This is a genomic window from Rhizobium sp. LjRoot258, assembly GCF_964254185.1.
Classification (GTDB): domain Bacteria; phylum Pseudomonadota; class Alphaproteobacteria; order Rhizobiales; family Rhizobiaceae; genus Rhizobium.
Window position 1 is genome coordinate 1452169 of sequence record NZ_CAXUST020000002.1, and the last position, 19783, is coordinate 1471951.

Annotated in this window: 17 protein-coding genes and 1 riboswitch; of the genes, 10 read left to right on the forward strand and 7 right to left on the reverse strand. The window is 61.0% G+C overall.

Annotated elements, in window-relative coordinates:
• Positions 1-3: 3 nt before the first annotated feature.
• Positions 4-963, reverse strand: a complete 960-nt coding sequence (locus ACSQ9D_RS27625; RefSeq protein WP_037126097.1) for a LysR family transcriptional regulator — start codon at positions 961-963, stop codon at positions 4-6.
• A 120-nt stretch (positions 964-1083) separates the two neighbouring features.
• Between ACSQ9D_RS27625 and ACSQ9D_RS27630 the strand changes: the two genes are divergently transcribed.
• The 4 genes from ACSQ9D_RS27630 to thiD all read left to right on the forward strand — a co-directional run bounded on the left by ACSQ9D_RS27630 (position 1084) and on the right by thiD (position 4970).
• Entirely contained in the window at positions 1084-2484 is a 1401-nt protein-coding gene (locus ACSQ9D_RS27630; protein WP_436284998.1) for an MFS transporter, read from the forward strand.
• Between the two features lie 95 nt (positions 2485-2579).
• A riboswitch (TPP riboswitch) is annotated at positions 2580-2676 on the forward strand.
• 49 nt (positions 2677-2725) lie between these two features.
• The gene (gene thiM / locus ACSQ9D_RS27635; RefSeq protein WP_436284999.1) at positions 2726-3529 is read left to right on the forward strand and encodes a hydroxyethylthiazole kinase; all 804 of its coding nucleotides are present in this window, start codon (positions 2726-2728) and stop codon (positions 3527-3529) included.
• The gene (gene thiE, locus ACSQ9D_RS27640; protein ID WP_436285000.1) at positions 3526-4161 is read left to right on the forward strand and encodes a thiamine phosphate synthase; all 636 of its coding nucleotides are present in this window, start codon (positions 3526-3528) and stop codon (positions 4159-4161) included. The genes thiM and thiE overlap by 4 nt, the downstream gene beginning before the upstream one ends.
• On the forward strand, positions 4158-4970 hold the full coding sequence (gene thiD / locus ACSQ9D_RS27645) for a bifunctional hydroxymethylpyrimidine kinase/phosphomethylpyrimidine kinase (RefSeq protein ID WP_436285001.1): 813 nt from the start codon (positions 4158-4160) through the stop codon (positions 4968-4970). Before thiE ends, thiD begins: the two co-directional genes overlap by 4 nt.
• Positions 4971-5000: 30 nt before the next feature.
• On the opposite strand, the gene ACSQ9D_RS27650 is transcribed toward thiD, so the two are convergent.
• The 3 genes from ACSQ9D_RS27650 to ACSQ9D_RS27660 all read right to left on the reverse strand — a co-directional run bounded on the left by ACSQ9D_RS27650 (position 5001) and on the right by ACSQ9D_RS27660 (position 8160).
• On the reverse strand, positions 5001-5849 hold the full coding sequence (locus ACSQ9D_RS27650) for a carbohydrate ABC transporter permease (RefSeq protein ID WP_436285002.1): 849 nt from the start codon (positions 5847-5849) through the stop codon (positions 5001-5003).
• Positions 5842-6780, reverse strand: a complete 939-nt coding sequence (locus ACSQ9D_RS27655; RefSeq protein WP_024314655.1) for a carbohydrate ABC transporter permease — start codon at positions 6778-6780, stop codon at positions 5842-5844. The genes ACSQ9D_RS27650 and ACSQ9D_RS27655 overlap by 8 nt, the downstream gene beginning before the upstream one ends.
• A gap of 69 nt (positions 6781-6849) precedes the next feature.
• Positions 6850-8160 carry an ABC transporter substrate-binding protein gene (locus ACSQ9D_RS27660; RefSeq protein WP_436285003.1) on the reverse strand — a complete coding sequence of 437 codons (1311 nt, stop codon included), beginning with the start codon at positions 8158-8160 and terminating at the stop codon, positions 6850-6852.
• A gap of 213 nt (positions 8161-8373) precedes the next feature.
• Here ACSQ9D_RS27660 and ACSQ9D_RS27665 point away from each other — a divergent pair, with 213 nt between their 5' ends.
• Genes ACSQ9D_RS27665 through ACSQ9D_RS27675 form a run of 3 tightly spaced genes read left to right on the forward strand, consistent with a single transcriptional unit; the run spans position 8374 to position 11367 of the window.
• On the forward strand, positions 8374-9573 hold the full coding sequence (locus ACSQ9D_RS27665; protein ID WP_436285004.1) for an ROK family protein: 1200 nt from the start codon (positions 8374-8376) through the stop codon (positions 9571-9573).
• 34 nt (positions 9574-9607) lie between these two features.
• Positions 9608-10708: a Gfo/Idh/MocA family protein gene (locus ACSQ9D_RS27670; RefSeq protein WP_436285005.1), complete on the forward strand. Its 1101-nt coding sequence runs from the start codon at positions 9608-9610 to the stop codon at positions 10706-10708.
• 17 nt (positions 10709-10725) lie between these two features.
• Positions 10726-11367 carry a ThuA domain-containing protein gene (locus ACSQ9D_RS27675; RefSeq protein ID WP_436285006.1) on the forward strand — a complete coding sequence of 214 codons (642 nt, stop codon included), beginning with the start codon at positions 10726-10728 and terminating at the stop codon, positions 11365-11367.
• 84 nt (positions 11368-11451) lie between these two features.
• Here the strand turns inward: ACSQ9D_RS27675 and ACSQ9D_RS27680 are convergent, their stop codons facing one another.
• From ACSQ9D_RS27680 to ACSQ9D_RS27690, 3 genes are all read right to left on the reverse strand, one after another.
• Positions 11452-12705, reverse strand: coding sequence for a D-amino acid dehydrogenase (locus tag ACSQ9D_RS27680; protein WP_436285007.1), 1254 nt, complete (start codon positions 12703-12705; stop codon positions 11452-11454).
• 30 nt (positions 12706-12735) lie between these two features.
• Complete coding sequence (gene alr / locus ACSQ9D_RS27685; RefSeq protein ID WP_436285008.1) at positions 12736-13854, reverse strand: alanine racemase; 1119 nt, start codon at positions 13852-13854, stop codon at positions 12736-12738.
• 136 nt (positions 13855-13990) lie between these two features.
• Positions 13991-14890 (reverse strand): LysR family transcriptional regulator, encoded by a 900-nt coding sequence (locus ACSQ9D_RS27690; protein ID WP_436285009.1) that lies wholly within the window; start codon positions 14888-14890, stop codon positions 13991-13993.
• A 95-nt stretch (positions 14891-14985) separates the two neighbouring features.
• Between ACSQ9D_RS27690 and ACSQ9D_RS27695 the strand changes: the two genes are divergently transcribed.
• The 3 genes from ACSQ9D_RS27695 to lhgO all read left to right on the forward strand — a co-directional run bounded on the left by ACSQ9D_RS27695 (position 14986) and on the right by lhgO (position 19670).
• Positions 14986-17820, forward strand: a complete 2835-nt coding sequence (locus ACSQ9D_RS27695; RefSeq protein ID WP_436285010.1) for an FAD-binding and (Fe-S)-binding domain-containing protein — start codon at positions 14986-14988, stop codon at positions 17818-17820.
• A gap of 35 nt (positions 17821-17855) precedes the next feature.
• Complete coding sequence (locus ACSQ9D_RS27700; RefSeq protein ID WP_037126130.1) at positions 17856-18308, forward strand: Lrp/AsnC family transcriptional regulator; 453 nt, start codon at positions 17856-17858, stop codon at positions 18306-18308.
• Between the two features lie 129 nt (positions 18309-18437).
• Positions 18438-19670, forward strand: a complete 1233-nt coding sequence (lhgO, locus tag ACSQ9D_RS27705; RefSeq protein ID WP_436285011.1) for an L-2-hydroxyglutarate oxidase — start codon at positions 18438-18440, stop codon at positions 19668-19670.
• Positions 19671-19783 lie beyond the last annotated feature (113 nt).

Consider the following 19783-nt stretch of genomic DNA (forward strand, 5'->3'; position numbering starts at 1 on the left):
AGGTCAAGCGGCCTTCGAGATCGTCATGGAGCAGCCGGACGCCTTGAGCGCGGCTTCGACGACGTCAACGAAAAGCTTGCGGAACCATACCGAGCGGCCGTCCGCCCTGTCGACGCGGCGGTAGAGCATCGTAACAGGATCGGCGGGCAGTTCGATCGGCGGCGCCGAGATCTCCAGCCCGTGCAACTGCGCGATGCAGCGAGCGATCGATTCCGGAATGGTCGCGATTGCCGGCATCGCCCTCAGCGCCGGTGGCAGTGCTGAAAAGCGCGGTACGGTGGCCACGACCTGGCGGCGCAGACCGGCCTTGGCAAGGACTGTGTCGACATTTGTCGCACTGTTGCCCTCAAAGGACACGGTGACATGTGCGGCATTGACGAAGTCTTCCAGCGTCAGCGGCGCTTTGCGCTTCAGCTGGGCTGGGTCATAGACGCAGACCGAACACTGGCTGAAGAGCGGCGCCCGGACATGCCAGGACGCCGGTTCCTCGTGGACCGCGACGCTGAAATCATAAGCACCGTCGTCAAGCATGCGGGCAGCATCGCGCTTGTCGGCGGCGACCCCGATCAGACGCGCACCCGGGGACAGTGCGCGCAGACGCGCCACCAGCGGCCCGAAGAACGCCGATTCCAGATTGTCGCACATGCCGATCCTGAACTCGCCCTGCCAGATCTTTGGATCGAAGGCGGCCGGCGGCCGGATGGCGCGCTCGATGCCCGATAGCGCATCCTCGATCGCCGGCGCGATTGCAAGCGCGCGTGGGGTCGGCTGCAGACCTCGCCCGACCCGTACGAACAGCTCGTCGTCAAGCGTCTCGCGCAGCCGCTTTAGGGCCGCCGACAAGCCTGGCTGGCCGAGCAGAAGCCGCTCGGCAGCACGAGAGACATTGCGCTCCTGCATCAGCACCGAGAAAGCCAGCAGCAGGTTGAGGTCTATCTTTCTGAGGATCGTGTCATTCATCATTATCAGTAATACCTGACATGGTTACTATCAATTTGCAATAGGTTCGGGAGGTGTACATTTTCTCGTTCCCTGACGCTCAAAGCTTCCTCCCGGGGCGTCGGCAGAAAGGAACGATCACTCATGACCATTTCGAGATCTCAAGGCGGAGCCGGCCTGGCATTACTGTTGCTCTGTGCTGCCAACTTTCTTGATGCAATGGATGTGTCCACGATTGGCGTCGCGCTTCCGGCGATACAGGCCGAGCTCGGCATGAAGGCCACGTCCCTTCAGTGGGCCGTCAGCGCCTATGTGCTTGGCTACGGCGGTTTCCTGTTGCTGGGCGGGCGCGTCGCGGACGTTTTCGGCCACCGTCGCGTCTTCCTCTGGTCGCTCGCCATTTTCGCTGCCGCCAGCATCGCCGGCGGCTTTGTCGATAGCGGCCCGACGCTGATCGCCGCACGCCTGATAAAGGGCATCGCCGCTGCGTTTACGGCACCCGCTGCCCTTGCCCTGCTTCTGTCGGTGTTCGGCGAAGGATCGGCGCGGGCGAAAGCGCTCGGGATCTTTGCCTCGACTGGCGCGACCGGCTTTGTCCTTGGCATGGTGCTGGGCGGTGCCGCGACGGTCTTCAGCTGGCGGGCAACTCTTGTCATGGGTGCGCCGGTCGCCATTATCGCGCTGGCGATTGCTCCTTTCGTGCTGCCGGCAGACCAGCAGCGCAGCGGGCCGCGTGCCAAGTTCGACTGGGCTGGCGCGATAACAATCACGCCGGGACTTTTGCTCTTCGTCTTTGGCATCACCAATGCTGCGGCCGATGGCTGGCAGGCAGTGCCGACCTGGGGTGCGCTCGTGGCGGCGGCCGCTTTGATCGGCCTCTTCCTGATCGTCGAATCCCGTCATGCTGATCCGATGGTGCCGCTTGCGATATTCCGGCGGGCAAAGCTCTCCCACGCCAATGCCATTGCTGCGCTGTTCCAGGGCGTCTATGTCGGCTTCCAGTTCATCGCGACGCTCTATTATCAGACAGTCGTTGGCTGGTCGGCCTTCGCGACCGGGTTCTCTTTTGCCTTCGGCGGCGTCTGCGTCATGTTCCTGGCGCCACGCTTTGCGACGATCGCGCAAAATCGTGGCACGACCGGGCTGATGACGCTTGGGGTGGCGCTGCAGGCCCTCAGCTACATCTTCTGGATCCTGAGCGTTGGCCACATCAACCCGGTCTGGCTGGTCGTCCTGTCACAGCTCCCGCTTGGTGTCGGCTACGCCATGACCTATCCCTCAGTGCAGGTTGCGGCACTCTCCGACGTTGGCGAGGATCAGTCCGGGCTCGCATCGGGGCTGTTGTTTGCTTCCTTCCAGATCGGTGGCGGCATCGTGCTTGCGGCAGCCTCGGCCATATTTGGTGCGGCTTCCGGTTTCGGCTGGGATCCGTATTTCGCCGGCATCACGTTTGTCGCGGTCCTTGCGGTCCTCGTCACGCTTGCGGCCGCACTCGGTCCGAGAGCCTCTGTCGTTGACCGGAACATCTATCAGGCGGCGGAATAGCCGGGACGCCGCTTTTCGCGCGCGACGTCGCCGGCCACGTCCGGCGATGTCCATTTTATGGGTGACAGTCGCCTGCTTCTCTGCGACAAGAAGGCGATGAGAGACAGGGGCGCCCTCCGTATGGTGGGCTGAGAAGCACCCTTTGAACCTGAACCGGATAATGCCGGCGGAGGGAGTCGCTCGGGACTGTCGGCTTCCCGCGGCTGTCCCTGCGCCTTTCTCCCCGGTCGAAAGGCACATCATGCAAGATCAGACCTCGCCGGGAACGCTGCTGGGCGAATTGCGAGCGCAGCCACCGCTCGTCCACTGCATCACCAATTTCGTTGCCATGAACATCGCAGCCAATGTTCTTCTGGCAGCTGGCGCTTCCCCGGCCATGGTGCATGCGGAAGAAGAGGCTGGTGAATTTGCCGCGCTCGCCGGCGCCCTGACGATCAACATCGGCACACTCTCGTCAGCTTGGCTGCGCGGCATGCAGGCAGCCGCCAGCGCGGCCGGCCAGGCCGGCAAGCCCTTTGTTCTCGATCCGGTTGCCCACTACGCAACCGGTTTTCGTCGTGCGGCGGTGGACCGGCTGCTGGAACTCGGCCCCACCGTCATTCGCGGCAATGCCTCCGAAATCATCGCGCTTGCCGGCGGGGCGAGCCGTGGTCAAGGCGTGGATAGCCGCGATGAAGTCGACCAGGCTGAGGACGCTGCCCGGCTACTAGCCAGGACACACGGAGCGACGATCGCGGTAACCGGCGCTGTCGATTTCGTCACCGATGGCGACCGGGCGGCTCGTATCGAGGGTGGCTCGGCTTTGATGCCGCGGGTCACGGCGCTTGGCTGCTCGCTGACCTGCCTTATTGGCGCATTTGCGGCCATTCGGCCCGGCGCGCCATTCGCGACAGCGGTTGCAGCCCTTGCTACCTTTTCTGTCGCCGGCGAAATGGCAGCCAGCAACGCGGACGGCCCGGGCTCGTTCTCCTGGCGTTTCCTCGATGCACTTGCCGCGCTTGACGCTGCTACGCTCGATCGCCATGCCAGGGTGCGCGCGGCATGAGAAACCTCGATCTTTCTCTCTACCTCGTCCTCGATCCGGGCCTTTGCGCCGCCTTCGGCATGGTGGAGACCGCCCGCGCGGCGGTCGCCGGGGGAGCGACCATGGTGCAACTGCGCGACAAGCATGCGGATACGGCACGGATGATCGAGACTGGGCGGGCACTCAAGGTGGCATTGTCCGGCACCGGCGCTCTGCTGATCGTCAATGACGACGTGGAGGCGGCTATCGCTATTGGCGCCGACGGGCTGCATATTGGCCAGGACGACATCGATGCGATCACGGCGCGGCAATTGATTGGCCCGAACATGATCCTCGGCCTCTCGGCTGAAACGGCGGCGCTGGCGGCAGCAATCGACCCCGCAGCTGTCGACTATGCTGGGTTGGGGCCGGTTTTTGCGACAGCGACGAAGCCTGACCACAAACCCGCGCTCGGCTTTGAAGGGCTTTCGCGCCTGATCAAGGTTTGTCCCGTACCGGTCGTCGCCATCGGTGGCCTGAAATCCGCCCACGTCGGTGACGTCCTTGCCGCCGGGGCCGATGGGCTTGCGGTTGTCTCGGCGATTTGCGGGACGCCCGATCCACAGCTGGCGGCACGAGAGATCGCCAAGAACATCCAAATGGCAAGAACATGATCCGAAACGTGATGTCCATTGCAGGCTCCGATCCCTCCGGCGGGGCCGGTATCCAGGCCGATCTCAAGGCATTTTCCGCGCGCGGCGTCTATGGCATGGCAGTGATGACGGCGCTGACCGCCCAGAACACGCAAGGCGTTTGCGGCGTCCATCTGGTCCCTGCTGCCTTCGTTGCGGATCAGATTGCGGCGGTTCTTGCCGACGTGCGGGTCGACGCCATCAAGATCGGCATGATTGCCACGGCCGAGATCGCCGACGCCGTCGCCGATGCGCTTGTGCCCTACCAGGGTATCCCGATCGTTCTGGACCCCGTCATGGTCGCCAAGGGTGGAGCTGCCCTACTCGACCCCTCCGCTGTCGACGTTCTGTCCAAGCGTCTGTCGCCACTTGCAACCTTGCTGACGCCAAACCTGCCGGAAGCGGCTGCACTGCTTCATGTCTCTGCCGCGGCCACACGCAGCGACATGGCCGAGCAGGCAGACAGTCTTCGCCAGCTCGGTCCCAAGGCTGTCCTCGTCAAGGGCGGACATCTGGCCGGCGACGAAAGCCCGGATGTGCTGTCGACAGCCTCCGGGCTGGCATGGTTTGAGGCAAAACGCGTTGCGACCGCAAACACGCATGGCACCGGCTGCACCCTTTCCAGCGCGCTTGCCGCCGAACTGGCGAAAGGAGCATCAGTTCACGAGGCGGTCACGCGTGCCAAGGTCTACCTTGCTGATGCCGTCGCCCATGCCGACGAGCTGAGCGTCGGGTCTGGCCACGGACCCGTGCACCACTTTCACGCACTGTGGTCGGCGGGGTCGGCATAGCATGAACGACCCGCCTGCCGACAGAGCCGATCAGTTTTTGACAGCACCAGCAGTCAGGCCTGCGATGATGTGCTTTTGTGCCAGGAAGAAGACGATGATCGTCGGCATGATTGTCAGCGTGATGAAGGCGAGCACCAGCTGCCAGGCGGTGCCGAACTCACCGCGATAGACCATGATGCCAAGCGGCCATGGGTACATCGTCTCCGAATTCAGCATGATCAGCGGCAGGATGTAGCTGTTCCAGCTGCCGACGAAGGAGATGATGCTGACAGTTGCGATGATCGGCCGCGAGAGCGGCAGCGAGATATGCCAGAAGAAGCGGATGTAGCCACAGCCGTCGACGATTGCCGCCTGGAACAATTCTTCCGGAAGGTTGCGAAAATAGTTCCGGAACAGAAGTATGCTCATGCCCAGGCCGAAGGAGACCTGCGGCAGGACAACGCCCCAGTAAGAATTCAACAGGCCGAGGTCACGGATCCGGATGAACAGGGGCAGGATGGCGGTCGCAGCCGGAAACATCAGGCCGATCAAGAAGTAGTTGAGCAGGAAACCCGCGCCGAAGAACTTCACATGCGCGAAGGTAAAGGCGGCCATGGCCGAGACCGAAACCGTCAAACAGACCGTTAGCGTGGCGATGATCAGCGAATTCATCATCTGCCGCCAGTAGCGGTCCCCAAAGAAAATGTCGGTATAGTTTTCCGGATGCCATGCGACCGGTAGCCCGAAGGGGTTGGTGCGTAGGTCGCCGAGATCCTTGAAACCGCCAAGTGCCGTCGTCAGCAGCGGGACCAGTACGATCGCTGCGATGATCGTCAGGGAGACATACAGATAGATCTTCGTGCCGGTCGCGATCCGGGCGGATGAGGCCATCTCAGTCATTGCGCATGAATATCCGTTTGTAGCCGAAGGCAAGCGTCACGCAGATGACGAACAGGACGACGCCCACGGCACTGCCGAGGCCGACCTGCATGCGCGTGACGCCAAAGTTGAAAAGGAAGGTGACCATGGTCTGCGTCGCGTTGAAGGGCCCGCCGCCCGTCAGCGGCATGATGAGGTCGAAGAGCTGCAGTGAGCCGACGACAGCAAAGAAGACGGACAGGCGAACGGTCGAGCCGAGAAGCGGCAGCGTAATGTAACGGAACCGCTGCCAGCCGCTGGCGCCGTCGATTTCTGCGGCTTCCAGCACGCTTTTGTCGAGCGACTGCAACCCCGCAATGAAGAGCATCATGTGGAACCCAAAATACTTCCACACGACAACTGCCAGCACTGCATAGATCGCCAGGTCCTTGTCTGCCAGCACATAGGGTGTCTCGACGCCGATGAGGTGGGCGGCCGAGGCAAACAGGCCATAGTCGCCATCGTAGACGAAGCGCCAGATGAGGCCGGCGGCGACCTCCGCCAAGACGTAGGGCAGGAAGAAGATCAAGCGGAAGATGACCACTCCAGCGATCCGGTGCGCCAGCATCATCGCCAGCCAGATGGCGAGCGGAATCTGGATCAGGATCGAAATGACGATGATCAGCGCATTGTTCTTCAACGCCGTCAGGAAGGCGCTGTTCTTGAACAGTACCTCGAAATTCCTCATTCCCACGAACTGCGTCGGCAATCCGTAACCGTCCCACTTGTAGAGACTGTACCATGCCGCCTCCCCCATGGGCAGGATGACGAAGATCGTAAACAGCAGCAGCGCTGGCGGCAGAAACAGAAGCAGGACCGGCAGGCGCCGGGCCAGGCTCGGATCTTTGCTGCGCACCGACGATCTGACAGCCGAGCGCGGTCGGATGGCGCCCGTTACGCTGATAGTGGTCATAAAGGCCGGTCCCTCTTACGTCACATGGAAGAGCGGCGCGAGTGATGCTGCGCGCCGCAGTCGTGTTGTTCAGAGCTGATCCTGCTCAAAGGCTTCCTGGATCTGCTGAGCCCCATCGGACGGGCTCATCTGTCCCGACACGATGGCAACGGAGACATCGTTGACCACGCGGCCGACGGACGGACCGAGATCCTGATCAAAGAAGTTCTGGTGCCACGTCGAGTGCGCCAGCTGTTCAGCAGCCTGATGCATCAGTGGATTGGTGACCCCATCCTCAGCCCCGACGGCGACGGGAATAAGCATGCCGGCCTTGGCCATGTCGCGCTCGTTTTCGGCGTTCGTCAGGTAGGCGAGGAAATCAAGCGTTTCAGGCGGAGCCTTCTTCGTCACCGCCCAACCGTTCAGCCCGCCGAGCGTGTCGGTGACGGCACCGGCACCGCCCGAGACGGCCGGGAAGGCGAAGCGACCAATATTGTCAGGGTCGAGGCCCTTGCCGTCGCCGGAGTTGGTGCGCTGGTTGGCGGCGGTGTTCTCGAAGCCGAGGATCATCGCCGCCTTGCCGTCACCGAAAACGCCAAGCGCCTGCGGCCATGTCGCGCCGAGATATCCGGGCTGGAAGGGTTGCAGTTTGCCGAGCTCCGCGAGCTGCTCGCCGGCCTTGATGATGGCCGGATCGTTGAAGCCCTCGCCCTGCCCGTTCTTGGCGGCGTCGAAGACCTTCTGACCGCCGTCGCGCATGACGAGATAGCTCCAGTAGAAGTGGATCGGCCATTTTTCGCCGCCGCCGCCGGCGATCGGCACGATGCCGGCATCCTTGAGCTTCTTGACCGCGGCAAGATAGTCGTCCCAGGACTTGATGGATGCCGCGTCGACACCTGCCTTTGCAAACATCTGCTTGTTATAGAAGAAGGAAACCGTACCCATCTTGTAGGGGACGGCACCGATCTTGCCATCGAAGGTCAAGCCGTTGACGGACGCGGGATTGTAGCTCTTCAGCCAGGCGCCGTCCTTGGCATTCATAGCCTCGGTCAGGTCCATCAGCGTGCCGGTGGCAAGTTGCTGCTTCAGCACCCCACCGCCCCAGCTGAAAAACAGGTCTGGCGCATCACTCGATTGCAGCAGCGTTGGAAGCTTCGCCTTGAAGGCCTCGTTTTCCAGGAACTGCATTTCGATCTTTACGCCGGGATGCTCGGCCTCGTACTTGGCTGCGATCTTCTTCCAGACCGCCAGATAGTTCGGGTCGATTTCAAGATGCAGCCACTTGACGGTCGTATCGGCTGCAGCACTTCCCGCAGCGATCAGAAGTGCCAGTCCCGTGGCCGCCGAGCGGGCAATGAAACGGCTGCGAAATAGGGCCTTGGCCCTCATATGATCAAACATGATGTCTCCTCCAAGAAGGGCAAAAATCGTCCTCTTCAATTTTTCCCTTATGCGGAATAAATCATCGGGAGGTTTTGGCGAATGTCAACTCCCTGCGTTGAAATTGGCAGATTTGCCTTGACAGACGGGGCTGCTGCCGCGCTATTTAATTCGCATACCGTTGAAAATATAAGCCCCGCGCACCGCGCAACATCGAAGAGCCGGCAAGACCCCATGAAGACCGCAGATCCGGAATTGATGCGCGCGATCAACCGCTTGAACGTGCTGGATACGATCCGCCGTCACGGACCGATAGCGCGTGTCGAGATCAGCGAACGCACGCAGTTGTCGACCACGACCGTCTCCGCCATCACCGCCTCGCTGCTTGATGACGGGCTAATCCTGCCGCGTCACGAGGGCGACATTCGCAATGAGGCGGCCCGTGGGCGCCCGCGTGTCATGCTCGAGCTCAACCCGGACGCGGCGCGCGTTGTCGGTGCCAAAATCGCGGCCAACCGCCTCGTTTTCGTGGTGACCGACTTTCGCGGCGACGTGCTGTCGAAACTGACGCTGCCAATCCGCATCGATCGCCAGCCGATCGGCGTCATCGCCGACCTCGTCGAGGACGGGGTACGGCGCTGCGTCGTCGATGCCGGCCTTTCTCTCGAGGAGGTCGACACCGTGTGCCTTGGCCTTCCCGGCGTGATCGAGCACCGCACCGGCCATATCCGTAGCAGCCCGATCTTTCGCGACACGAATGTCGATTTCGCCAGCGAAATGACGGCTCGGCTGAATACCCCGACGATCGTGGAAAGCGACGCGCATGCGATCACGCTTGCCCACCACTGGTTTGGCAAAGCCCGCGATCTGGAGGACATGGTATTGATTTCGCTTGAGCAGACGCTTGGGCTCGGGGTGCTCCACGACAATCAGCTTTTCCGCGGCGCCGGTGGCCTCAGCCACAATCTCGGCGACCTGGTGCTTGGCATGGGACCGCGCGGCATCGTGCGGCTGTCGAGCCAGGCCGGCGAAAGCGAAATCCTTGGTGAGCAGCCCGCCAGCGGCCGCTTTGCCGAGGCCATTCGGCTTGGACGCGGCATGACGCATGCCCAGGCGCTCATCAAGGCTGAGGATAACACGCTGATTGGCGCGGCGATCCGCGCCGGCGAAGCCGTCGGCGTGGCGATCGCCAATATCGTCACCTTGTTTGCGCCGCCGCGTGTCATTCTCGTCGGTTCGAGCCTTGCTCTTGGCGAACCCTTTCTCGACAGCCTGCGCAACGCTTATGCGCTCGCCATTCCACCGTCTCTGAAGGGCGTTGCCGAACTCGTCTTCGACGATTCGACGGACGACTTCTGGGCGCAAGGAGCAGCTGCGGTGGCGCTTTACGAACTCTACGAGTCGCCCTGGAACACCACCGGACCAGCGCTCTGAATAGCAAAATCACGACATCCAACGGGAGGAAATCATGGAACGAGTCGGTATTGGCATCATCGGATGCGGCAATATATCCGGCGCCTATCTGAAAGCGATGGCGTCCTTCCCCATCCTTGACGTTCGCGGCGTGGCCGACCTCAATCACGCGCTGGCGGAAGCCAAGGCCGGCGAATTCAACGTGCCCGCAAAGCGGATCGACGAACTCCTTGCCGACCCCAAGGTCGAGATCATTGTCAATCTGACTGTGCCGAAGGCGCATGTCGCGGTTGGTCTGCAGGCGCTAGAGGCCGGCAAACATGCCTATTCGGAAAAGCCGCTCGGCATCAGCTTCGCGGAGGGCAAGAAGCTCGCCGAAGCCGCGAAAGCCAAGGGCCTGCGTATCGGTGCCGCCCCTGACACCTTTCTTGGCGGGGGCCATCAGACGGCGCGTACCCTCATCGATCAGGGCGTGATCGGCCAACCGGTCGGCGGCACGGCGACCTTCATGTGCCCAGGGCACGAACGCTGGCATCCAAATCCGGCCTTCTACTACGAGGTCGGCGGCGGACCGATGCTCGACATGGGACCTTACTACATCACCGACCTTGTCAATCTTTTCGGACCCGTCGCGCAGGTGGCCGGTTTTGCCGTCAGCCCCCGCAAGGAGCGTGTCATCACCAGCGAGCCGAGAAATGGCGAGCGCATTCCGGTGCATGTAGCGACCCACGTCGCGGGTCTCATGGCGTTTGCCAACGGTGCCGTCGTTCAGATCGGCATGAGTTTTGATGTTGCTGGCCACAAGCACGTGCCGCTCGAGATCTACGGCACCGAAGGCACGCTGATCGTCCCCGATCCCAACCACTTCGGCGGTGAAGTGGAACTGCTGAGAAAGGGCGGGGCATTCGAAAAGCAGGCTCTCACGGCACCTTATGGCGACGGCAACTATCGCTCGATCGGTGTCGCTGATCTGGCCCATGCCATTCGATCCAACCGCCCGCATCGTGCCAACGGCGATCTTGCCCTGCATGTCCTCGAGGTCATGGAAGCCTTCCATACGGCCTCTGACAGTGGGCGTACGGTCGCTATCACTACTCAAACCGAGCGGCCGATGCCGCTTCCGCAGTCGCTCGTCGACGGGCGCTTGGGCAAGTAATCATCAGGAGGAAGAGTATGCGTGAAGCACTGATCGTCTGGGGTGGATGGAGCGGCCATGAGCCGCAGGAATGCGCCTCAATCATCAAGGACATGCTGGAGGAGGATGACTTCAAGGTCTACGTCGAGCACACCACCGAGGCCTTTGCAGATCCGTCCGTCCACGATCTAAGCCTCGTCGTGCCGATCGTGACGATGTCGAAGATCGAAAAGGAAGAGATCAAGAACCTTGCAGCCGCGGTCGAGGGTGGTGTCGGAATTGCCGGCTACCATGGTGGCGCCGGCGACAGCTTCCGTGAATGCGTCGAATACCAATTCATCATCGGCGGCCAGTGGGTCGCGCATCCCGGCAACATCATCGACTATACGGTCAACATCACCCGGCCGGATGATCCCGTCATGGAAGGCATCATCGACTTCCCCTACACCTCCGAACAATACTACATGCACGTCGATCCTTCGAACGAGGTGCTGGCGACGACCCGGTTTACCGGCGACCACGCCTACTGGATCGACGGCGTGGTGATGCCCGTCGCCTGGAAGCGCAAATACGGCAAAGGGCGTGTCTTCTATTCTTCGCTTGGCCATCAGGCCAAGGAATTTTCGGTGCCTGAGATGAAGACCATCTTCCGGCGTGGAGCGAACTGGGCAGCGCGCTGAAGCGCCGGATTGCGAAAATGCCGGCGCTGCATTTCGCGGGCGCCGGTATTTAATCAGGATAGCGTACGAATTCTGCGGCCCTCGTCAGCCGTAGCGGCTGAGATCGAAGCCCTCGGTCGATATCTGCGGTTTCACCCTGTTGATGAGATCTGTCAGTAGACGGCCGGAGCCGCAGGCCATCGTCCAGCCAAGCGTGCCGTGCCCTGCGTTCAAATACAGGTTGTCGTAGGCGGTCTTGCCGATGATCGGCGTTCCATCGGGCGTCATCGGCCGCAGTCCGCACCAGAACTGTGCTTTGCTCTGGTCGCCTGCTCCACCGAACAGATCCTCGACCGAATGTACAAGTGTTGACTTACGGGTCATCGGCAAGTCCTTGTTGAAGCGCGCGATTTCAGCCATGCCGCCGACGCGGATCCGGTCGCCGAGACGGGTGATGGCAATCTTGAAGGTCTCGTCCATGATCGTCGAGACGGGCGCCCGGCTCTCGTCGACGATCGGAACAGTGATCGAATATCCTTTCACCGGGTATATTGGGATCTTCAGCCCGAGCGGCTTCAGAAGGGCTGACGTGAAGCTGCCGAAGGCCGCCACCACGATATCGGCGCCAAACGTGCCCTGCGCGGTTTCGACCGCGCTGATCCTGTTGTTCTCGATGCGCAGCTTGTGGACGTCGGCTCCATAGATAAACCGCACGCCCAATGCCTCAGCACGCTTGGCGAGCTCGTTGGTGAACTTGAAACAGTCGCCGGTCTCGTCGTTGGGCAGGCGCAATCCGCCGACGATCTTGTGCTTGACCGGCGCCAGCCCAGGCTCGGCCGCGACACATTGTGCCGGATCGAGCACCTGGAACGGCACGCCGTCCTTTGCGAGGACCTCGATGTCCTTTGTGATCGAACCGAGCTGTTTTTGCGTGCGAAAGAGCTGCAGGGTTCCTTGCGTCCGCTCATCATAGGGGATGCTGGTATCGGCGCGCAGCTCGATCAGGCAATCGCGGCTGTATTCGGCAAGGCGAACCATGCGGCTCTTGTTGATCGCGTAGCGAGCGGAGGTGCAGTTGCGCAGCATCGCCGTCACCCAGGCCCAGGTGGCCGGGTCGAATGTCGGGCGAATGATCAGCGGCGCGTGTTTCATGAAGAGCCATTTTACGGCCTTCTGAGGAATACCGGGCGCCGCCCAGGGCGATGCATAGCCGGGCGAGATCTCACCGGCATTGGCATAGCTCGTCTCCAGCGCAGGTCCGCTCTGGCGCTCCAGCACCGTGACCTCGTGTCCCGATTTCGCCAGATAGTAGGCCGTGGTGACGCCGATGACGCCGGCGCCAAGCACAGTAATCTTCATTATGAACCCCAGAAAAAGAAAGAAATCAGATCAGATGTAGCGTCGTTGGTATCGGTGGCCCAAACGGGTGAGGATTTCGTATGAGATGGTATCGGCGTCTGCAGCCATCATCTCCAAGGTTTGGTGTTTACCAACCACTTCCACCGGCGTGCCGAGATCGAGTGCGCCTTCCGGCAAAGCGCTGATATCGACCGTTATGCTGTCCATCGACACGCGCCCGGCGATCGGCAGGCGCTGCCCTTCGAAGTAGACGGCGCCTCGCCCGCTCAAGCTGCGTGGCAATCCGTCGGCGTAACCCGCTGCAATTGTTGCGAGGCGTGTGGCTGTTTTCGCTGTGAACGTTCCGCCATAGCCGATCTGGGTGCCCGGAGACACGGTGCGCGTCTGAATGACGGGGACCTCAAGCCGGACAACCGGCAGCATGGGATTGTCGCGGTCTGCGACCGGCGCGCCACCATAAAGGGCAATGCCCGGACGTGCCAGCGAGCCATGGAACTCGCCCCCCAGAAAGATGCCGCCGGAATTGGCCAATGAGACGGGTAGGCCCGGAAAGGCGGTCGATATCGCCCGGAGGGCCGCCAACTGCCTTGCATTTGCCGGGTTTGCCGGTTCGTCGGCGCAGGCGAGATGGCTGACGAGCGTCGTGACCTCGATGTTCAAAATCAGGCCAGGGTTGGCGAGCAGCTCACACACTTCGTCCGGGGAAAGGCCAAGCCTCGACATCCCGCTGTCGACCTGGAGCGCAGCCTCAAGCGTCCGGCCCACCCTGCAGGCTGTCTGCGACCATGCCTCGATCTGACCGATGGAGTTCAACAGGGGTACAACGCCAAGGGCGGCCGCCCGTTCCTCATTGCCAGGCTGTAGGCCGTTCAGCACATAGATGGCAGCGTTTTGCGGGAGCGACGAACGCAGCTGCACGGCCTCGATGAAATGCGCCACAAAGAATCTCCGGCATCCCTCCTGGTACAGTCTCTGGCTGACCTGAACGGCGCCAAGGCCATAAGCGTCGGCCTTCACAACGGCGGCAAGCGCTGCTGGAGCAACATTCTTGGCCAATCGGCGGTAGTTCTCACCAAGGGCGCCAAGGTCGATTGCAAGGACGCCGCATCGGTCGGTTGCGAGCATAACGTTGTCGGTGCTGCTGTTCATGATTGGCCCCGATTTACCTGCTGCAAGGATAGCGGTGGTTGAACGACGTTTTCGCTCAATCCTTCGCTAATACGAGCAATTGAGATCAGGTTTCCGCAGCTTTCGTCAACTCATTCAATGTTTCGTGCAAAATCCACTAGAAGAGGTAGCTGACGAAGCGCTCCGCTGCTGGGGGTAGGTTCGAGCGGTTGCGTGTCAGCAGATAGAGCGAGCGGATGAGCCGAAAATCGGCGATCGCGCGAAAAACAATGTCATCACTTTGGATAACGTTCGCAGCCTGCTGCGGCAGCAGCGCCACGCCGGCGTTGCGACTGATCAAGGTCAACTGCGCAATGGTGCTGAAAGTTTGGATGCGGCCCATTGTCAGCCTCGGCGGCAACTCGGGGCAATCGGCGAGCATTCTTGCAATGCCGGCCTGTCCGTCGAGTGCGATCACATCCTCCGGATTGATATCGGCCAAAACAATCGGACGCGACGACCGTGCGAGTTGATGATCTCTATGGCAGACGAGGCCAAACGGGTCTTCGCTGATCTTCCTTCCGTCCAATTCGGCCGATTCAAAACCCGGCCCAGCCAGCGCGAAATCAAGCGTTCTGTTCACCACCATGCCGGCCAACCGCTCGGCCACGTCATCATGGACTATGATATCAATTCCCGGATGGTCTGCACGGAACTTCATGATCGCGTCCGATATCGGGCTCAGGACAGCCGATGGCGCTGCGCCAATCGCTACCCGACCACGTTTGAGGCCGCCCACCTGTCGCAGGTTCGTCAGCGAAAGTTCGAAACGATCGAGAAGATCTCGCGCGCCCTCGAGGAACGCCTCGCCCGCTTCTGTCGCCCTTACAGGACGCATCCTCCGGTCGAAGATCGCCGTTCCACATTCCAGTTCGAGCGAGCGGATCGTTTCGGTCAGGGCGGAAGGCACGACGCCAAGCCGCTGCGCTGCCCTGCTGAAGGATCCCTCCTCCATGACCGTCAGCGCGGCGCGAAGATGGCGTAGGCCTATGTTCGTATTTTCCGAAAATACCTTCATATCTTTCTAATTATACGAAACGTGCCTTTGTGGTTCAATGCCGGTTCCTCGATTTCTCCGGATGGACGGCGATGTTGCACCAGAGCGTAAAGAAAATGTCCTATCATGTTGTGCTGCAAAGGCTCCCTGCCTTGCTCGCTGACGCGGGATTTCGTGGCGACATCGCAAAAGACGCCGCACTTCTGGCGGCGATGTCCACGGACAACAGTATTTACACCGTGATGCCGGATATCGTCGTTGCGCCGCGCGATGCCGAGGATGTTCGGCGGTTGATGCACGTCCTCGAGGCCGATGATCTGCGTGGCGTTCCCGTCACCGCACGCGGTGGCGGCACCGGCACCAACGGTCAGAGCCTGAACGCCGGCATCATCGTCGATTTTCAGAAATACATGAACCGCCTCCTGCAGGTGAACGAGAAGGAGCAGTGGGCAGAGGTAGAGCCTGGCATCGTTCTCGACGAGTTGAACGCGCAACTGGCCGCATCTGGCCTGTTCTTCGCGCCGACCACCTCGACTGCGAGCCGCTGCACGATCGGCGGCATGGTAAGTACCGATGCATCCGGCAAGGGATCGAGGCGCTACGGCAAGACCAGCGACAACGTCCTTGGGATGGAAATCGTTGTCGATGGCGGCCGGACACTGGATAGCGGCGCGCCGACACCCGACTGGGCCAACGCAATGCTCTTAGAGATCGAAGCGGCTTGTGCGTCGGGTCGCGATGCGTTGCTCGGCCAGGTGCCGGCGCTTTCGCGGCGGTTTACAGGCTATGATCTCGAACGGGCGAAGCCACCTGAAGGCGATCTCGAATGGTGGCGCTTGCCGATCGGCGCGGAGGGGACGCTGGGCCTCGTTACGCGCGTACGACTGCATCTGATGCGCAAACCGAAATTCAAGCGACTGGTTGTCATCGGCTTCGAGACGTTCGCCGCGGCACTCGATGCCGGCAGTGCGCTGCTTGCGCATGATCCGCTGGCGATCGAAGTGATGGACGAATGGGTGCAGGGCCTGGCCGAAAGGGCCGGAATTCTGCAAGCGCTGCCCGTCGGGCTACGCGCTCGTGACGGCCAACCGATCGCCTACAATTTCGTCGAATTCGTCGGGGACGACGAGGCAGATCTCGCACGGCACGTTGAAGCTCTGCGCGAGAGCGCGCTGACGCTTGCTGGCGCAATCGCAAGCCACGTGGCCGTCGACGATATCGAAATGGCAGCGCTCTGGCAGGTGCGAGCGGCAAGCGTTGGCTTGCTCGGCAAGGTCAGTGGCACTCGCCGGCCAATTGCCTTTGTCGAAGACTGCGTGGTGCCTGTCGAAAACCTTGCCGCCTTTGTGAAGGATTTCACGGGGTTGTTGAGCAACAACGGCTTGAGCTACGGCATGTATGGGCATGTCGATGTCGGCTGTCTTCACATCCGCCCTGCCCTCGATATCGATTCCGACGAGGACCGGACCATCATGAAAGAGATTTCGGACAGCGTCTTCGACTTGACGCGCAGGCACGGCGGGATCTTCTGGGGGGAGCACGGCAAGGGCGTGCGCGGCGCTTACCTTGCGGAGTTCGTCGGTGAGGCCGCCTACGACGCGTTTCGTCGCGTCAAGCGGGCATTCGATCCAGCGCACCGTTTCAATCCGGGAAAGCTCGTCGGCGATCCGGGATCTCTCATGGGCATTGCGACAACCCCGTTTCGTAGCGTCAACACCGATGAGAATGACCCGCTCGGACTTGCCTTCAGGTGTAACGGCAATGCTCAGTGTCTGAGTTATCCGCGCAGCAATGTCATGTGTCCGTCATTCAAGGCCACCCGCGACCTTCGCCATTCACCGAAAGGCCGCGCCGACGCGTTGAGGCATTGGCACCAGGCAAAACGCCAAGGCGATGCGACCGAAGAGTTGGAGAGCGATGTTCTGGCCTCGCTCGACGGATGCCTTGGCTGCAAGGCCTGCGCCACGAGTTGTCCGGTGCAGGTCGACATACCGGAGATGAAATCGCATTTCCTCGACCAGCTCCACCGGACGCGCCGGCGATCACTGGCAGACAAGGCGGCACTGCTGCTGGAGGAATATTCCCCAGTTTTGATCCGGTATAGAAAACTGGTGGCTCTCCTTGCGAGGGTATTCAACCCGCTGATGGAGAAAGCTTCGGGTCTGCGTGACCTTCCGTTCATCGCCTTTCACGATGTGGGCAAAGGCGGCTATAAGGCGTTTTCCGTCGAGGTGATCGCGCAGCGGCGATGGCATGAGGATACGGTCTTCGTGTGGCGGGATCCATTTACAGCCCTTTTCGATACGCAGGCCGCGTTGGCGCTCGCAGACGGCCTTCGCGGCTTTGGCTATCGCCCCGTTTTCGTCGCCATGCGTCCGGGCGGAAAAGCGGCCCACGTGCTCGGCGACCGACCTCGTTTTATCAGGCAGGCCCGGAAGCTTCGATCGGCGATCGACAAAGTCGCGGCATCCGGGAGACCGATGGTGGGGGTCGATCCTGCTTTCGTCATGATGATCCGCCAGGACTATGCGAACGCCGGCCTGGCGGGCCAGAATATCCTTCTCGTCCAGGAATTTTTGAGCGAGGAAATTGCCCGCGGACGCGGTTTGCCAAGATTGAACAGGGAGCGATTGCCGCGCAAACTGTTCCTTCATTGCAGTGAAAGCGCCGGCGCCGGAGCAACGGCGTGGAAAAAGGTGTTTGCTGCTCTCGGCGCACCGGTTGAAATTGCCGCAACCGGCTGCTGCGGCATGGCTGGCTTGTTCGGCCATCAGCAGCGTCACCAGGATCTCAGCAAGCACATTTTTGACCTTTCCTGGACGGGGCAGCTGCGGGGTGAGAAGCAGGCTATGGTCTCAGGTTTTTCTTGCCGTTGCCAGACGAAGCGATTCTCTTCTATTCGGGGTGAGCATCCTATGCGATGGGTGGCCGACGCAATCGATGTCGGATGACACGGCAGCCGACTGCGCGAATAGATGAGGCGATAATGTATGAGATCGATGCGATCGACAGGAAAATCATCCGGCAATTGCGCCTGAACTCCCGGATCTCCAATGTCGATCTCGGCAAGGAAGTTGGTCTGTCCGCCTCCGCCTGTCTGCGCCGCATCGCACTCATGGAACGGGCAGGCATCATCAGGGGTTACACAGCACTCGTTGACATGCTCGGCGAGGACGCAATTGCGGTGATCATCCAGATCACTCTCGAACGCCAGACGGAGGAATACCTGAACCGCTTTGAGACCGCCGTTCGCAAATACCCGGAGATTCGCGAGTGCTTTCTGATGACGGGTGGTTCGGATTATCTGCTTCGCGTTGACGTCGAAAGCGCCAGTGCTTTCGAAAGGATTCACAAGGAGATACTTTCAGTCCTGCCGGGTGTGCTGCGGATCAATTCCAGCTTTTCCATCCGCAACGTTTTGTCCGTGCGCCAGAAATAGATGCGCGGCGTACTCAGCGAAGGCGTTTCACGACGGCACTGGAGCGAATTACGCCATAAGGATCGCAAGACGGCGAGCCGCGCGAATGCTAACCTTGACAGTGGGGATCAATCACAACCGGATAGCGGCATGTATGACCATTGCATCATTGGAGGGGGTATCGTCGGCTTGGCGGTCGCCATGGCGTTGCAGGAAAGGACACCTGGCGCCAGAATCGTTGTCTTGGAGAAAGAGCCAGAGCTTGCCAGACACCAGACGGGTCGCAATAGCGGCGTCATCCACGCCGGAATCTATTATGCTCCCGACTCCCTGAAGGCAAAGCTCTGCCGCGAGGGTGCGGCGGCGACAAAGCGCTTCTGTACTGAAAATCGCATCCCATTCGAAACCTGCGGGAAGTTGTTGGTCGCCACCAACGATGCGGAGACTGAGCGCATGGATGCGCTCGAGGGAAGGGCACGGCAGAACGGCATCGACTATACGCGGCTGACGACCGCGCAATTGAGAGCCGCCGAGCCTGGTATCGCCGGTCTCGGCGCTCTTCTGGTCCACTCCACCGGGATTGTCGACTACGCGGTGGTATGCCGCGTCATGGCACAAACGATCGAAGCGCGGGGCGGCGAGATCAGGCGCGGAGTTGTGGTCAAAGCCATTCACGAACAGGAAAAGAGCGTGCGCATCGAAAGCCCGTCCGGTTGCGTCGACGCCAGCAAACTGGTTGCCTGCGCCGGTCTCCAGTCGGACCGAATCGCATTGATGGCCGGCTTGAAGATCAATCATCGGATCGTTCCGTTCCGTGGGGAATACTACGCTTTGCCGGCATCGAAGGCGAAGGTCACGCAGCGCCTCATCTATCCGATCCCCGATCCCGACTTGCCGTTTCTGGGAATTCACCTGACGCGAACGATTGACGGCGGCATGACTGTGGGTCCCAATGCAGTGCTTGGTTTTGCGCGCGAAGGCTATGCCAAAGGCAGTTTTGCAATCGCGGACGTCGGCAGCATGGTGACGTTTTCTGGCTTTTGGAAGATGGCTCGGAGGAACTGGCGTTCGGCAATTTCAGAGTTCGCCAATTCCGCGTCGCGCGCACGCTATCTCAAGGAATGCCGGAAATACTGCCCTGCGCTGACGATCGATGATCTGCAACACCCGCAAGCCGGCATTCGAGCGCAGGCGGTGATGGCCGACGGAAGCCTGGTTCATGACTTTCTGTTCAAGCAGACCGAACGAATGCTGCATGTCTGCAATGCCCCCTCACCGGCGGCAACCTCCGCCATCCCGATCGGACGCATGATCGTCGATCGACTGCTTGAGGGCGCGAGGGCGAGAAATGTTTCTCCCGCCCTGCAGGGGGCCGGGGCTTAGGTCGTCGGTTCGATTGTTGTCCCGGTGAAATGTGCGGTGGATCATCGCGACGATCGTAGCGCCCATTTCAGTCCATTTTCACTCCCTCGGCGAACTGTGCCGTTGACACAGGA

Coding starts and splice junctions, on each gene's coding strand:
- ACSQ9D_RS27700 (WP_037126130.1), top strand. CDS start 17,856: ATGTATGAGATCGATGCGATCGACAGGAAAATCATCCGGCAATTGCGC.
- ACSQ9D_RS27660 (WP_436285003.1), bottom strand. CDS start 8,160: ATGTTTGATCATATGAGGGCCAAGGCCCTATTTCGCAGCCGTTTCATT.
- ACSQ9D_RS27625 (WP_037126097.1), bottom strand. CDS start 963: ATGATGAATGACACGATCCTCAGAAAGATAGACCTCAACCTGCTGCTG.
- ACSQ9D_RS27675 (WP_436285006.1), top strand. CDS start 10,726: ATGCGTGAAGCACTGATCGTCTGGGGTGGATGGAGCGGCCATGAGCCG.
- lhgO (WP_436285011.1), top strand. CDS start 18,438: ATGTATGACCATTGCATCATTGGAGGGGGTATCGTCGGCTTGGCGGTC.
- ACSQ9D_RS27670 (WP_436285005.1), top strand. CDS start 9,608: ATGGAACGAGTCGGTATTGGCATCATCGGATGCGGCAATATATCCGGC.
- alr (WP_436285008.1), bottom strand. CDS start 13,854: ATGAACAGCAGCACCGACAACGTTATGCTCGCAACCGACCGATGCGGC.
- ACSQ9D_RS27680 (WP_436285007.1), bottom strand. CDS start 12,705: ATGAAGATTACTGTGCTTGGCGCCGGCGTCATCGGCGTCACCACGGCC.
- thiE (WP_436285000.1), top strand. CDS start 3,526: ATGAGAAACCTCGATCTTTCTCTCTACCTCGTCCTCGATCCGGGCCTT.
- ACSQ9D_RS27630 (WP_436284998.1), top strand. CDS start 1,084: ATGACCATTTCGAGATCTCAAGGCGGAGCCGGCCTGGCATTACTGTTG.
- ACSQ9D_RS27655 (WP_024314655.1), bottom strand. CDS start 6,780: ATGACCACTATCAGCGTAACGGGCGCCATCCGACCGCGCTCGGCTGTC.
- ACSQ9D_RS27665 (WP_436285004.1), top strand. CDS start 8,374: ATGAAGACCGCAGATCCGGAATTGATGCGCGCGATCAACCGCTTGAAC.
- ACSQ9D_RS27690 (WP_436285009.1), bottom strand. CDS start 14,890: ATGAAGGTATTTTCGGAAAATACGAACATAGGCCTACGCCATCTTCGC.
- ACSQ9D_RS27650 (WP_436285002.1), bottom strand. CDS start 5,849: ATGACTGAGATGGCCTCATCCGCCCGGATCGCGACCGGCACGAAGATC.
- thiM (WP_436284999.1), top strand. CDS start 2,726: ATGCAAGATCAGACCTCGCCGGGAACGCTGCTGGGCGAATTGCGAGCG.
- ACSQ9D_RS27695 (WP_436285010.1), top strand. CDS start 14,986: ATGTCCTATCATGTTGTGCTGCAAAGGCTCCCTGCCTTGCTCGCTGAC.
- thiD (WP_436285001.1), top strand. CDS start 4,158: ATGATCCGAAACGTGATGTCCATTGCAGGCTCCGATCCCTCCGGCGGG.